Origin of the sequence: Vibrio sp. MEBiC08052 (genome assembly GCF_001506075.1) — a bacterium.
Lineage (GTDB): Bacteria > Pseudomonadota > Gammaproteobacteria > Enterobacterales > Vibrionaceae > Vibrio.
This window is the reverse complement of the sequence record NZ_KQ947475.1, coordinates 3,203,848-3,218,520: the sequence shown is the minus strand read 5'-3', so window position 1 is coordinate 3,218,520 and position 14,673 is coordinate 3,203,848. Positions and strand designations below refer to the sequence as shown.

General features: G+C 41.2%; 10 protein-coding genes. 5 read left to right on the top strand and 5 right to left on the bottom strand.

Annotated elements, in window-relative coordinates; genetic code table 11:
- Nucleotides 1-140: 140 nt before the first annotated feature.
- The 3 genes from VRK_RS21310 to VRK_RS14000 are packed head-to-tail and all read left to right on the top strand — an operon-like array spanning nucleotide 141 to nucleotide 2,697.
- Nucleotides 141-1,418 (top strand): hypothetical protein, encoded by a 1,278-nt coding sequence (locus tag VRK_RS21310; protein WP_059121939.1) that lies wholly within the window; start codon nucleotides 141-143, stop codon nucleotides 1,416-1,418.
- Entirely contained in the window at nucleotides 1,405-1,656 is a 252-nt protein-coding gene (locus VRK_RS14005; RefSeq protein ID WP_059121938.1) for a hypothetical protein, read from the top strand. Before VRK_RS21310 ends, VRK_RS14005 begins: the two co-directional genes overlap by 14 nt.
- 60 nt (nucleotides 1,657-1,716) lie before the next feature.
- On the top strand, nucleotides 1,717-2,697 hold the full coding sequence (locus VRK_RS14000) for a PoNi-like cognate immunity protein (RefSeq protein ID WP_082671395.1): 981 nt from the start codon (nucleotides 1,717-1,719) through the stop codon (nucleotides 2,695-2,697).
- Between the two features lie 119 nt (nucleotides 2,698-2,816).
- Here the strand turns inward: VRK_RS14000 and VRK_RS13995 are convergent, their stop codons facing one another.
- Complete coding sequence (locus VRK_RS13995; RefSeq protein WP_059121937.1) at nucleotides 2,817-3,011, bottom strand: hypothetical protein; 195 nt, start codon at nucleotides 3,009-3,011, stop codon at nucleotides 2,817-2,819.
- Nucleotides 3,012-4,064: 1,053 nt separating this feature from the next.
- Between VRK_RS13995 and VRK_RS13990 the strand changes: the two genes are divergently transcribed.
- A complete protein-coding gene (locus tag VRK_RS13990; RefSeq protein ID WP_059121936.1) occupies nucleotides 4,065-4,427 on the top strand; it encodes a hypothetical protein in 363 nt (120 codons plus the stop codon).
- A 499-nt stretch (nucleotides 4,428-4,926) separates the two neighbouring features.
- On the opposite strand, the gene VRK_RS13980 is transcribed toward VRK_RS13990, so the two are convergent.
- From VRK_RS13980 to VRK_RS13970, 3 genes are all read right to left on the bottom strand, one after another.
- Nucleotides 4,927-6,075 (bottom strand): sialate O-acetylesterase, encoded by a 1,149-nt coding sequence (locus VRK_RS13980; protein WP_059121934.1) that lies wholly within the window; start codon nucleotides 6,073-6,075, stop codon nucleotides 4,927-4,929.
- Nucleotides 6,076-6,192: 117 nt separating this feature from the next.
- Nucleotides 6,193-9,426 carry a non-reducing end alpha-L-arabinofuranosidase family hydrolase gene (locus VRK_RS20675; protein WP_082671393.1) on the bottom strand — a complete coding sequence of 1,078 codons (3,234 nt, stop codon included), beginning with the start codon at nucleotides 9,424-9,426 and terminating at the stop codon, nucleotides 6,193-6,195.
- A 1,118-nt stretch (nucleotides 9,427-10,544) separates the two neighbouring features.
- Complete coding sequence (locus tag VRK_RS13970; protein ID WP_059121933.1) at nucleotides 10,545-11,450, bottom strand: LysR family transcriptional regulator; 906 nt, start codon at nucleotides 11,448-11,450, stop codon at nucleotides 10,545-10,547.
- Nucleotides 11,451-11,538: 88 nt separating this feature from the next.
- On the opposite strand from VRK_RS13970, the gene VRK_RS13965 reads away from it, so the two are divergent.
- A complete protein-coding gene (locus tag VRK_RS13965; RefSeq protein WP_059121932.1) occupies nucleotides 11,539-12,330 on the top strand; it encodes an NAD(P)H-dependent oxidoreductase in 792 nt (263 codons plus the stop codon).
- 136 nt (nucleotides 12,331-12,466) lie between these two features.
- Here VRK_RS13965 and VRK_RS13960 read toward each other — a convergent pair whose 3' ends face one another.
- The gene (locus VRK_RS13960) at nucleotides 12,467-14,506 is read right to left on the bottom strand and encodes a starch-binding protein (protein WP_082671392.1); all 2,040 of its coding nucleotides are present in this window, start codon (nucleotides 14,504-14,506) and stop codon (nucleotides 12,467-12,469) included.
- Nucleotides 14,507-14,673 lie beyond the last annotated feature (167 nt).

Genomic DNA, 14,673 nt, shown 5'->3' with positions numbered 1-14,673 from the left:
ATGGATACGCCAAACTTGAGAATGTACCTAACGGTGTTGCCCGTATTCACTATATTTCCGATGAAGCCTTTGTTGATACTCCCAGAGAATCAATTTCTAAGGTTGTGAATCGCCTTGATAGTTTGCTGGGAGAGTAATTCATGTGGGGCAATGATGTATATGAATGGCTTTATGACAATCTTGAAGATGCTTATACCGCAGGCGAAGACTATATCAAGCAGAAAGCTCAGGAAGCAAAAGATGCTGTTATGGGGCCGGTTCAGTGGATTTGGGAAACGCTTCAAGGAGATTTTAATGCAGATATGAGTGTCGGGCAGATTGCTGCGAATACTGTATTAGGACTCATCCCTGTTGTTGACCAGATACTGGACTGTCGGGACTTAATTGCGAACTGTAAAAATATTAAAGAGGATAAAAGTAATAAAGGGGCGTGGATTGCGCTGTGCCTGACGTTGATTGGTTTATTTCCGACATTGGGTTCAGCAGCAAAAGGGGTTTTGAAAATTTTCTTCTTGTTCCTACGTAAAGCCGGAGGCGATGTAGCAAGAGTGATTCGCCCGGCGATGAAACCAGTCCTATCTTTTCTGGCGGATCCCAAAGTACAGAAAATACTGGGTCAGAAGCAGGCCGGGGAAGTCTTGACCAAAGTTGCTGACCAGTTGAAAGAGCTCTCTTCGATGGTGACAAAATCCAAGCTACTTGGTTTGTTCGATGAAGCTGCTGATGCTTTAAAAGGTGTTGTCAATAAAGTAAAAGCAGTTGCGCCTGCAAATGTTTGTCGAATGTTGGATGATTTTGTTGAGACGGTTGTCGAAATTCGTGGTAAAGCTGATGAAATGATTGGTGTTGTACTTGAGCCGGTACAAAAACTGCTGGATGATTTAGAAAAGCATCTGAAATTACAGATTGATGAGTTGAATAACAGTCATTTAGTGCCTCCAGATAGTTCTGTTGTTCATCAGTTAGATGAAAATGTTTCATCAATTAATCCTAGAATAATTAAGTCTGGTGCTCCTGTACTACCTGACTTTCATGTTAACAATTTTCTGGATAAAACGTATACAACACGTCAAGTAGATGGAACTGAAATATTTTATAAATTTCATGGTTCGGATAATTTGATGAGTAAAACTCATAATTATGTGACAAAAAAAATGTATTCTAGTGAAGAAAGCTTGAGAAATGAATTGGCAATACTAGAAGAGTGGGGAGTGACTATTACTCATGTCACTGAATTTCGTCCTAATAAAGGAACTTGGATATACGAAGGTTTAGCCGCGCCTCAGAAGGCTGATTTTTCAGATGAAGTGAGAAAGGGATTAGGGTATCAAGGCTTAATTGATGTAACTGATTTAACTGAGGATACAATAGTAAAAACAACACCATTACCAGAAGGTTTTTTCCATGCTGAAAATTAAAGAATTAGAATATAATCTTGATAAATTAAATGAGTTAGCAGCATCAAGAAATTCGAAACAAGGTGTAAAAGTTTATGAAGGTGCTTTAGATAAACTAAGAAAAGTAAAAAGTACTGATGAGTTTAATGAATTGTTAGATAAAGTATTAAAGGCATTAAGTGGTATAGAGGCTCATGGTTTCTTTACTGATGAAGAGTATGAATGTGTAACAAACATTAGAAGCATAAAAAAAGCATAATGATATTTTGGGTTTTTGTTAAAATATTTTATGTATTAATAATATTGCGAGGAAGGAATTATGAGTGAAAATTTACTCTATTCTCGAAGAGACCCTTTTTTGGACGAAGAAAAATATTTAGATAAGAAGAATATTATCCAAAGAAAATCAAATAATGAACATTTAGAGGAAATCTTATCTAATCCTAACGATATTATTGATTATAAATGTAGTGTTAGCTGGCTTTTTTTTACTACATGTTTTGAAGATACAATATTAGGGTATTCTGTAGGGCTACCAATAGATAATGTTCAGGATAATTTTGATAAAATATTTGAATATTACCTGATACACAAAAAAAATTATAGTAGTGATGTTCTTCAATCTTGGGAACCAGATTCGTTTCAATATATTCTGTGGATTTATAGTTTATCAGTTTTATTAGGAAGAAAAGAGTATTCATTCCCATTCTCTAGGTGGTTAACTGTAATTGGTGATAGAAAAGATGATCCAGTTTTAAGTATTTTGCTGGCTAGATTAGGGATCATCGGTTTTCCTCGACAACGAGATGAGAGTCTTGCCTTCCCCAAATCCTACCAACATCTTTACGATGCAATCAAAGGAGATGGTGTTTCTCCGACGAAAGCAGAGCGGCAGGAAAGTATTAAGCAGTACCTGAGAGGGTGGTATAAGGGAATGAAAGACTGCTATTGGCATAATCGCCATAAAGGTAAATTCCCTACTTTCTTCGGTTACTGGGCATTTGAAGCGGGGATGGTGACATTACTCTATGGTCTGGATGATAGTAGTTATCGGCATATGCTTTATTATCCGAAAGATTTGGTCGATTACGCCAGAGCGAAAGGTTATGACCAACTGTTTGCAGCAGAGCAAATGGAAAAGCAGAAGCACTATATTCTTTTACCCGGAGATGAAAGTGCGATAGACGGTACTTTTCTCTGTAACCTGACGAATGACCAAATTACATTAAATCATGGTGATCGAGCACCGGGACCGGTGGAAGATGAGAATAGCAACAGTATCTTTTGGGTGAGTCAATAAGGTAGAACCCTAATGATATTGTGAGTCTCATTGTATAAATTCAGATAAGCTATTCAATTGACGCCTAAATCAAATCGAGCCGCAAATGCGGCTCGCTGATCACAAACACCAATCATGTTTTATACAAAACTTTCATCCCCGTCTTCATGATACTGACAATAGTGGGTGGTGATTAAGTTATTGAGATAGAGTAATACCTCACACATTTCTTGTCGTTTTTCCCATTGTTCCGCCAGAAAAATCTCTTCCAGTTGGCGTAAATATTCACGGGCTTTTTGTGATAGTTGTGGATCATAGTGGATGGTTTCGAACATAGTAAATTCCCAGGTAAAGTTAGACTTTGTTCCACCACGGAAAGGGACCAATCTTTGGGTGGTGGACTGTATCGGGTTTGGTCCTACCGTTACCTAGGCTACGGCCAGCCCGGAGGCTGCCCAATCAGTCCACCATAATTTTCAGGCGGCACTGATAGTCGCATAAAAACAGTTCGCTGAGAACCGTTGTTTATGCACCTAAGTATTCAAAACGGGGGACCAATCCCGTCCCGGAATGTTTCCGGTACAGGGTTAGATTAATGAACGTCGGGCACTGGTACAATAGACGCAAGTATGGAAAAAGTATGAGGTTCTTCGAGCCAGTTCACTTTTCTGATGGAATCTAAAAGAGAAGCACTATTGATGATTAAAACGGGTATACAATCAGCCAGATGAGAATTGGATGAAGGTTATTCAGCGTACAATACAACTCAATTTATTATGGCAACGTTAGGGTTCAGGCTCACCATCATACCTTTTACTCACTCACCTTGGCGTCATCACTGGAATGAGCCATAACAGCCGGTCTTCTGCAACTGGACGTGCCGGAAATTCTCTCTTTGAATACTTATGTCAATGATAAAAAATAATAACAGGGGTAATTGACTGGTGTTTTGTTTGCTTCGAATTAATCTTCGTATAAGATAATCTTTGTATATATGTTCAGAAAGAAAAATTTCTATGAAAATAATTGCAAAAATATTTATATCGATAGTGGCTTGTGTTATTTATTTCATGTTTCATGAAATGATTTCTCAAGTATATATGTATTACTTTAGTCCTGTGTCTAGAGGTGTTGGATTGTCTTTTATTACATTTTCTTACATATATATAGTTATCCCATATCTCCTATTGTTTCCTTTTATTAAAAATTCATACCGATGGATTGTTTATTCTTTTATATCATTTTATTTTATTTATAGTTGGGGAAGTAGCAATCCATATAGAACGCTGCTTATTATTTTTTGTATAACTGTCGCATCCTTATTTATTTATATAGCTGATAAAAATAATCGATATGTAAGGGGGAGTTAGGTGTTTTGAGGTAATTAAATGAGGTTATTAAAGAATATAATATTATACTCATTAGCATTCATAGGCTGTCTTTCATTGCTTTTCTTATCGGTTGTGAAAGTTGATAATACTAATTCTTTTGAAAAAGAAATTGTGAGTGGCATTCTGTGGATTCATGTGCCAGATGATAGCAATGGTTTCAAAATATTATCATCTGAACATCCTATGTATGAGATAGTGATATTTAATAGAGAAAAAATAGTATTGACTAGTGGCGATTTTTTATATAAAGGGAATAAGATGGATGAATTACATTTACCAGATATAATAGGCTTTGATGGTGAATATATCTACCTTAAAAATAATGAATATTTAGAATATTGCAATATAAAATGTGAATAATTTTTATTGATTTTTTACAATGAGATATTACCTGATTTTTTAATGTTACTATATGAAAATTAAAATGGATTTTATAAAAAAATTATTACTGTCAATGGCCATATCATCAATATTATTCCTGTTATATATGGTGATAATTGCTAAAGAATTATATCCGTTGTACGAACGGTTTGTTCTGGATGGGCAGAAGTATGTTGGTGAAACTTACACAATATACTATATAGAATATCTGGAATTGGTTTTTTGGGTGATATTATTTATCGTCAGTTGTTTAATATTTTTTATTAAACATACCGGTTACTCCCAAAATAGTAAATGATATCTTCCTGTGACTCATCAGCACTCAAGCCGAGCCGCAGAAGGGCTGATGTACCCGCTTCGTGCATCAGCAAGAAAAGCATGTGTTAATCATCACCGGCAACCCCGAAGGGTTGGCTGTCTTGCCATGCCGGTGATGTAGCGACAGCCCGAACATTGCGAGCTTTCGTTAGTCTGGGGCTTATTTTAATGCCCCAAATCCTATCGAGCCATTGCAATGCAGCCACTCTGAGAATGTACCACCCCCACAAGTACCATTGCCCCATACGCCTGTATTATCGTCTTGATCTTCAGCTTGGCGAACAACACCATTGACGATGATGTAATCCACTTGAACATCACGATTCCCGCCATCATTTGTAAAGCCAACACGAATTGCACCGGTCGCATTCGTCTTTACAGTATAGTCAGCCATATAATTTGTCGCAGTCCACTGCTTGATTGTGGTTCCTCCTATTTGCAGGTTAACGCTTTCATCACCAACAACGCCACTTAACCGAACAACGATCGTGTTACTCCCCGTGCCATCATCAGCACCGGTATCTACTAATTGCAACATTTTGGTTGCATAGCGCTTACCCATTTCACGCGCACCTGCAGAATCAAAATGATATTGATCGTGAATATTCAAACCCGCTGCACTGACAACATGTGCGTTGGTAATTAGTGACGGCAATTGTGCGATTAAACGATTATGGCTAGAACAACAGGCCGGATAAGGCAGTTCTCCTGCAATGAAAGGAATATTACCAAGACCCAAGTCGTTACGCATATCGGTCACTAATTGTTTTACACGTCCTGGCCAAGCCGGATCACCCGTATTACTTTCACCTTGATGGAAAATAATACCTTTTATGACACCTCTCTGCTGCGCTCTGCGGGCAAGATCGATCAGCCATTGATAGCCACCCTTAAAATTATTGGGTGTTGAACCAAAGGTTGGTGTACATGCGTTAAAATCACGACAATTTTTGAGGAAATATTCTATTTTTTGACCACCATGTGCAGCACCGACTAAACCAATCGTTACCTTCGGATCAGAATTGTTTGCCATGACTTTGCCAAAATTATCGCCGGGGCCTAAAGCACCGGAACAACGAACTAAAGGCGGTGATGCTACACGCCATTGACCGTAATATCCGATGCCCCCACATGATTCGTCTTGTAAAACCATGACTCTGGGATTCGTGATACGGTCTTGCGGTTCAACCGGTGAAGCGCCTTCCATATTTGATTGCCCGACCATCAAGTAAATATGAAAGTTTGGATCAGGTTCTGCCATCGCTGACATCGACATCAAAGCAACCAGTGCCGTTATTATATATTTCATGATCATCACCTTAATTTGGTGTTGTAAGGTTTAATGTGGCAGTCAAACATGCACTACCACATTATGATTTTATTCATATCGCCACCCATTATCGGGTGGCGATAACTGACTGCATGATTATTTTTCGCTGATTAAACCAAGTCGATAAGGTAAGCGATTGTAATCTGATACACCTGAATTTGGATTTTGCCCTTGATACAAATACTGCATATTACATGCATTAATCGTAAGGGTTTGATCATATCCTGAACGTATCATCTCACCGTGACTAATATCATCCGTCCATTTTCCGCTTGGGAAAGAAACATTTGCCGCCCCTGCAAAAGGATTTGATTGGGTATCCGCTAAAGGTGTCCAAGGACCATCTAAACTCGTCGATGTCCAAGAGCGGAAATAACGCGGGCCATATGCTTCTACTAATAATAAATATTTATTAGTGCCTTCCACTTTATAAACGTTAGAAGCTTCAAACAGTCTCGCAACGCTATCTTGCATCACAACTTCATAACCGGAAAAGTTCGGGAAGTTACCAATCGAGACTTTTGAACGATACAACTTACCGTCGTCGCCAGAGAAGAATAAATGACAATAGTTATCGTCACAGATCACCCAATAATCGATACCATTGCTTAACCCATTTCTTAATAACGGTTTAGGCGATGTCCAACCTGCTGGATTACTAATATCGGTGTTAGTCGAATATTTAGCGCCCCATTGGTAAATCATGTACCATCTTTTTTCTGGTTCAAAATAGAATACTTGCGGTGCAACTGTATTGCCTGCTCGTGTGGTGCTCATATCTACTTGATTTGCAGAACCGGCTTGTCTCCAGTCACTAAAGTTTAAGTAAACGCCACCCCAACTGTTTCTAGCCGTATCAAATACCGTCGCAAATACGTGATATTTATTGTTGTACTTAACAATGGTTGGATCTTTAATTGACGCCCAATTCGATCTTTGAGGAGCAATTAACGGACCGGTTGATGTCCAGCTGTAGTTCGATTTCAGCCCACAAGTTTGACTGCCGCCTCCGGCGTCACCCCCGATTGAAAAATCATCCGCATAAAAACTCACGGTTTCACTATCAGATTCAATAATGAAATGCTCAAAAGGTGTACCGCTTTGTGTATAAAAGCCATGTAATAGCGTCCAGTGATTAGCCGATGCAACGGCAGTCGCAACCTGTTCATACTCATTGTACGTTGAGCTATCACCGTCTTCTTGGCGTTTAGCCGTTAACGTAATTGGTACATCAGCTGAGCCTGCGGCTAATTTAACCCATACTGCTACGTCATATTGATTACCATTCACTAAGGAGCCCGCATTAAAGGTAATACCGTGCCATTTTGCAGTGCGCCCAGTAATGAATACACTTGATGAACCACTGTGACTTTGTGTATTGCTTAAACGGATAGAGCCGGCCGTTGTAGACCAATTCATTAAGCTGCCTTCTGCTCCACCGTTGTCAGCAAAGTTATTATTAGATAGTTGATAATCATTGCCGCCATTGCCACTCTCACCATCAGCAAGTAAACGAATATTACCGTTTGCAGTATTGAGTGTAACTTTATCTAATTTAGCGCCATCTTCGCGTCGTAAAATCCTCAGCGTGTGATCGCCGACAGCAACGTTATTGAAAGTCTGAAGCGTCACGTTACCCCAGCCATTTGTGGCGGTGTTATTTTGAGTGATCCAACCACCCGAATCTAACTGATAATAAAATGAATCATCGTTGCCGCCAGCCAATGATGCTCGAATGTCCAAACCGACATTCGTTGTTTGAGAGACACGGAATTTTATTGCTACCTGTCCGCTGGCAGAATTGGAAGGGCTACTTAATACTTGATGACTGCCGTTGTTTGGCCATTCAATATATTGCCCGTTAGAAGCGCCACCATCTGATTTAACACTCAGTGGACTAAAATTATTTTGTCCGGATAAAGACTCTAATTCCACGGACAATGTACTACTTCCGGCATCTCCGCCACTGCCGATAAACTGATACCAGTTCAAGTTATGCCATCCATTGGCGCGCAAATACACATCATGTACACCGCTTATCGTAGTGTTTAATGCTGTTAATTGGGTTTGCCACGTTTGCCAGCCACCCGTGTCATCAATATTAATCGTCGCCACTGGCGAGTTATTCAAATTATCCAAAATAACGTCTAAACTTGAGCCAGTATCTGTTGCTGCACGCAGTTTTAGCTCTTGAGCACCATTGCCAAAATTAACACCAGATACTTTTATCCAATCACCGGTACCCATCATTATATTTAAGGTACCATCAGCCGTGTTCTCAGTTTCTATGCCATTTTCTTCATCAAACATCTCAGCCTGATTGATATTAAATGCATTGACAGTTTTAAGTTGTGGTGCGCCAGCGCGCCCGGCATTCACTTGTTTTATGCTACCGTCACTGTTGTACTCTAAGAGGTCAACATTGACAGAACGTTGAAAAGTGCTTGCGCCACGTTCGTTAGCCACAACCCGATTATGATAAAAAATGTAACTTTTACCTTTATAGTCAACAATTGAAGCATGATTGTTATTGGAGTTATTTTCCCATGGATTGGGTAAAATCGTACCTCGGTAGGTAAATCCTGTGGTCGGATTATTACTGGTCATATAATTAATTTTCAGGCCCGAACTGGTATCGGAAGAATATGATAAGTAATAAGTGCCGTTATGCTTATGCATGTAAAGCGCTTCAAAGAAGTTTGGGACATCGATGGATATTGCACTGCCACTGGTGCTAATCATGTCATCATTTAATTTGATTACACGGGCATTCCCCTCACCACCACCACCAAAATACAAATAGGCTTGACCATCATCATCAATAAACACGCTGGGGTCAAAAATCCACTGCACACTGCCATTTGGTGTACTGCTATCCACCAGTGGGTGACCTAGTGGATCGACATAAGGACCTTCTGGGTTATCAGCAACGGCCACACCAATTGAACCGCCACCATCAGGAAAATATAAATAGTATTTTCCATTCCGCTCTATAAAATCAGGTGCGTAAGCCAAATTGGCCCAGCTAGTATTCGTTTTAGAATTCCAAATAATGCCATGATCTTGCCAATTCACCATGTCGTCGGAAGAAAACAAATAGTAATCTTTCAATTGGCTATAATCGGTTTGGGTATCCTGATCGTGCGTGGTCACTACATAGACCCGCCCATTAAAAACACGGGCAGCAGGATCAGCTGTATAAACGTGTGATACGATAGGGTTCGCAGCAAGCGCAGCTTCAGGTAAAGTCACACTGCTTGCCAGTACTCCAAGAACCATGACTGCCGATGCCTTGGCATACATGCTCTTAGAGAGACATTTTATATTCATTGTGTATTCCTTTTACAAATTAATAATGTCTGATTAGATGTTGTGATGATGCTCAATTCAGAGACCTAATTAAAATAAGGTCACTCACTTCGTTATCATTATTGAAAAAATAATGATCGTCAGTTAAATATGTCACGTAATTGGAATAATTTTAGAGTGGTTGTTTTGACTGTTTTGTCAAATATAAATTAGCTATCTACGCTCATTTAAAACATAGTCTTTAACTTTGAAAGTGCAAAGTTTATAATTTTTGTATCGATCGTGTTCCTTATTATTTTTTGATCCTTGCCACTACTTCTAGATACACTATTAATACAATTAACAAAATCTTTTACACCTTAAATAAACTTTAGGCTAAGTGTACATGCAGTACCTAAGCTCGAGTCGTGCTGTAACCATTCCTTAAGTTAGGGTTAATCTATGAAATATTTTTTATTTTATTTCAATTAGTTGAATGAAACAGGCTCCGGTAAGTCCGTAATGAGAGAGTCTCTATATATGTTTGCTGCAACTGATGATTAATAGCCGTATGACAGACGGATTAAATGAATTTTTTGATTGATTCTAGTCTGTTGTTGGAACTTGCACAATATACCATATAGAGTATCTGGAATTGGTTTTTTGGGTGATATTATGGATGGTCGTTTGTTTACTATTTTTTATTATCTGTTTACTCTTTTTTATTAAAAGTGCTGATTATTCCAAAAATAGTAAATGATATCTTTTTATTAATCAGCATCACTCAAAGCTATCCGTTGATCACAAATACCCATCATGTTTTTTATATGATGGGTATTTGTGCGATTGGTTTTTATAAAAGGCTTTCATCACCTTCTTCATGATACCGGCAATAGTGAGTGGTTGCGAACATATGAACGCCAAGTAAAATCGATGATGTTGTTTCACCACGGAAAGGGACCAATCCCATCCCGGAATGTTTCCGGTACTGGATTAGGTTAATGAACATCCCCGGTTAGAACAATAGCCACGACTATTGAAAAAGTATGAGGTTTTTCGAGTCAGTTCACTTTTCTGATGGAATGATTAGTGTTCATCCTCCCATTCGTTTGTTTTGGCGTATCAGGAAACCCCCTTGCTATGATGTCAGCACTCGGGCATCAATCAGGAGATATATGACTGGATGAAAATTGGTTTCTTAACCATTGATGTGCCGGGTCGTGGTGCGAGCGCTCATGCCAAAGCATAACGAGTTCAAATGTCGGTAAATCAATCGGTGCAGCAATGACTCTCAGTTCAGGATCATTTGTGACGAGCCTTGAAGGAACCAAGGCGACTAAATCTGATTGCTTTAATGCAGTGATGAGCGACTGAAAATGAGGCACCGAAAGGACCACATTTCTGCTCTGTCCCTGTTGCTTGAGAATCTCATCGGTCACTCCCATAAACCCCCCGCCATTCGGTGAAACAATCGCGTGAGAGAGTTGGCAGAAACGAGGCAAATCAATTGCTTCTTGCAACACCGGGTGATTGCGTCTTCCGGTTAAAACATACGTTTCTTTCAATACGGTCCGACTTTTCAGGGCGCCCAATGAATCTTCCCGCAAGTGAAAGGCAAGATCGACTTCACCACGCTCTAACTGTTGCGGTAGTCGTTCGGGGATCATATGGCTGATCGATAAACGGCAATGCGATGACATCCCTAAAATGCGATTCATCACCGGCTGAATGGCGACCTGCTCTGCGTAATCGGCGGCCGCTAATTTCCACGTTTTGTCGAATTGCTCAGGATGAAAGGTTAACGAGTGATTCAGCGCAGTTTCTACAGCAGATAATGCCTGCCGAAGCGGGAGTCGTATCTCTTCTGCAAAGACGGTTGGCCGCATGCCTCTCGAACTTGGAATGAGCAATTGATCGTTAAATAGCATTCTCAATTTACTTAAATGAACGCTGACAGAAGGCTGTGATAAATTGAGTCGTTCAGCTGCACGAGTCACATTATGCTCTGCTAAAAGCACATCTAATGTTCGGAGTAAATTCAGATCGAGATTATTAAAATTAACCATACTAATAACAGCTATTGTAGAAATTAATTTCAACTATAACAGATGTCTTCCTAAGATGAATCACCAACTTATCTGAGGAAGTTATTCGATGAATATATTGATTGTTTATGCACACCCCGAGCCCCAGTCACTAAATCATGCTCTAAAAGTTCAAATGGTTGATCACTTACGAGCCACCGGCCATTCGGTACAAGTATCAGACTTATATGAGATGAACTGGAAAGCCGTTCTGGATCGACACGATGTGATATCCAAAGACCCATCTGAACCATTTCACCCGTCACTCGATTCGAAACATGCCTATGAAAGTGGTACTCAATCGCTTGATATTGCCAAGGAACAAGAAAAATTATTATGGGCTGACCATGTCATATTTCAGTTTCCGTTATGGTGGTTTTCCATGCCGGCGATCATGAAAGGCTGGTTTGAACGTGTCTATGCGTATGGCTTTGCTTATGGATATGGCGAGCATTCTGATACTCATTGGGGCGATCGCTACGGAGAAGGGCGCTTATCTGGCAAGCGCGCGATGTTAGTTGTGACAGCCGGAGGTTGGGAATCCCACTACAGCGCACGGGGAGTCAACGGACCGATTGATGACATTCTGTTTCCGATTCATCACGGCATATTATTTTATCCCGGTTTTCAAGTCTTACCTCCTTATGTGATGTATCGGGTCGGGAAAATGGATGAGGTTCGCTTTGAACAGACCTGTGCTGATTTGTTTGCACGTTTGGATAGCATAGCAACAACTGATCCGATTCCTTACCTTACTCAGAATGGCGGGGCTTATGATATTCCGTCCTTAACGTTGAAATCAGATATTAACCCACAATTGAGCGGCTTTTCTGCCCATATGGACGAGCGTTTACTGCCGTGAAACATATTCGGGGGCACGGGTAAAGATATGACTGACATGGATGAAGCTTCAGTGCTCCAAGGGCCAGCCGTAGCTGCTTCATCTTCTCCCGGCCCCACAATATATAACGCATGATATAACGGACGGTGCGTATAACTTAGTTCATACTACATGCAGTCATTTCCTGCCACTGACTGTCTTGATAACAGAGCTTTGGTGGTGCTGCCGATAAATCGTTGCTCTGGCGGCTGCCATTGTCACTAAAAATCACATTCAGGGAAGCGAGTTCCTGATTGAAATCGTAGCAATAGCTGTTGTTTTCCTTCGTCATGGCAACACCCGGCCACGATACCGCATTGACAGGAGAGGCTGCTTTGACATTCCAGAAGTAAAGATAAGGTTGGTTAAAGTCCTGCCGGTTGTCATAACACACTTTGTTATTTTGCACCGTAGGATGATCGTTATCTCCGGGTTTAATGGTAAAGCCACACCCACTCAGCGATTTCCAGTTGCCGTTCATGTAACAAGTACCGGATTGAGTGGTGAGATCAACGGTTTTAGAGGCTCCCTGATCCGAGAAAATTACGTTAACTGTCGTGAGCTGGGCTCCGGGTTCAAAGCAAGCAAAATCACCATTTTTCGTCATCGCGACCCCGGGCCAAGTGGTTGCTTTTAATGCGCCTGCCGGGGCAACATTCCAGTAATAGATCGCAGGTGTATTAAACGCGGTATTTTTGTCGTAGTAGCAGATCGCCTGTGCACTCACTGCTGTTGCAGGAACGGGTTCATTCGGTTGCGGTGGTGTTGTTCCGCCATCGATTTTTGCCCCCATGTGAATCGCAGCCGCATTTTGCAAAGGGACATTAAATGTGGCGTTACCCTGACTATCCACGTGAATGATATTGCCGCTGCACGCACCATTATTCGGGTCAAAATTACCGGAGATAATATCGCAGTAGTCCCCTTCAGGCATGCCGGTATTCAGTGTTTTGTCCAGTGCCGCGGTATCACTGCGGTTAATGACGACAAACCCAAGTCCGCCACGGCCGAACGCGATCTGATTGCTACCGTTATCCCACCAGTGAGTGACTTGTTGCTGCGTGGCGGTGACGTTGCGAAAGGCAACCATATTGGCAACACCGCGCCATTGATGGGTACAGATCCAGTCTCCGCCATTAAAGCGGCAGGCATTCCCTGAGTGGACGCCAGTCGCCGGTGGTGCATCATCACTGTGATTAAATTGATAGCCGGACATAATTTTCGGATAACCGTAAGGGTAGGCCAACATAAACACATTGCCGAGCATGTATAAATTGCCTTGGTCTTTATAGGTTAACTCGTTGCTGGCATTGGTGCGTTCATCATCATGGTTGGTGACGAATACGACGGCATCATTGCTGGGGAGCCAGCCGCTCCAATGATTCAACTCTTTCAGCTCATTGATGTGGCCGTTTTTAAATTTACTGCCAAGGGTACGGGCAAAGTTAAACTCCGTGACATCCCCATTGCCAATATATTCTGAAGGCTGGATCGGCTCGCCGCCTGCCCCAATCACTTCCTGAAAGATGTATGGATTGCCGTTGAGTTTACTTTTTATCGCAGCAATATCGCCTGCCGGAATATGTTTGGCTGCGTCAATTCGGAAACCGGCAACCCCCATACTGATGGCATCATTCATATAGTCCGCAATTTTTTGCCGCACATAGTCTGATTCGGTTTTTAAGTCATTCAGCCCAACCAAATCGCAGTTTTGCACTTGCCAGCGATTCCCGTAATTAATATTGCCGGTACAGTTGTGAAAATCGTTGGGGCCATAAGGCACATCGGGGAAGTTGCGATTTAACGCGGCCATATGATTGATGACAGCATCGAGATAAATATCAACGCCGGACGCTTTACAGCGACTGACCATATCTTTGAACTGCTCGCGGTTACCACTGCGGTTATCAAACTGGTAACTCATCGGCTGATAACGAGACCACCAGGCTGGGTTATCAATACTCTTCTGCGGTGGCGAAATCTGGACAGCCGCAAACCCTTTTGGCCCCAGAAAGTCTTCACACTCGGTCGCAATGTCAGACCAGCTCCATTCAAATAGATGAACAAAGGCGGTTTTGGGCGCATCCTGTGCATATGCCGGAGAGATCCCCAACAGGCAGCTGCATAGCATGATCCCGGTCGATAGTTTGTTGTTCATATTCTCATCCTAACCATTTCAATTTGTCTTGATTGTTCCGTTACCATGTGTTCCGTCAATATGTCACTCAATCATTGGCAAACTGATGCTTGCAACATATCAACACCCATTATCATAGAAACAAATCATGGCGGAGTGCTCATCCACTGGTTCAAATGACCGGGAGG

Excerpts from the sequence above, each read along its gene's own strand:
- VRK_RS21310 (WP_059121939.1), top strand. The coding sequence starts at position 141 with ATGTGGGGCAATGATGTATATGAATGGCTTTATGACAATCTTGAAGAT.
- VRK_RS14005 (WP_059121938.1), top strand. The coding sequence starts at position 1,405 with ATGCTGAAAATTAAAGAATTAGAATATAATCTTGATAAATTAAATGAG.
- VRK_RS14000 (WP_082671395.1), top strand. The coding sequence starts at position 1,717 with ATGAGTGAAAATTTACTCTATTCTCGAAGAGACCCTTTTTTGGACGAA.
- VRK_RS13995 (WP_059121937.1), bottom strand. The coding sequence starts at position 3,011 with ATGTTCGAAACCATCCACTATGATCCACAACTATCACAAAAAGCCCGT.
- VRK_RS13990 (WP_059121936.1), top strand. The coding sequence starts at position 4,065 with ATGAGGTTATTAAAGAATATAATATTATACTCATTAGCATTCATAGGC.
- VRK_RS13980 (WP_059121934.1), bottom strand. The coding sequence starts at position 6,075 with ATGAAATATATAATAACGGCACTGGTTGCTTTGATGTCGATGTCAGCG.
- VRK_RS20675 (WP_082671393.1), bottom strand. The coding sequence starts at position 9,426 with ATGAATATAAAATGTCTCTCTAAGAGCATGTATGCCAAGGCATCGGCA.
- VRK_RS13970 (WP_059121933.1), bottom strand. The coding sequence starts at position 11,450 with ATGGTTAATTTTAATAATCTCGATCTGAATTTACTCCGAACATTAGAT.
- VRK_RS13965 (WP_059121932.1), top strand. The coding sequence starts at position 11,539 with ATGAATATATTGATTGTTTATGCACACCCCGAGCCCCAGTCACTAAAT.
- VRK_RS13960 (WP_082671392.1), bottom strand. The coding sequence starts at position 14,506 with ATGAACAACAAACTATCGACCGGGATCATGCTATGCAGCTGCCTGTTG.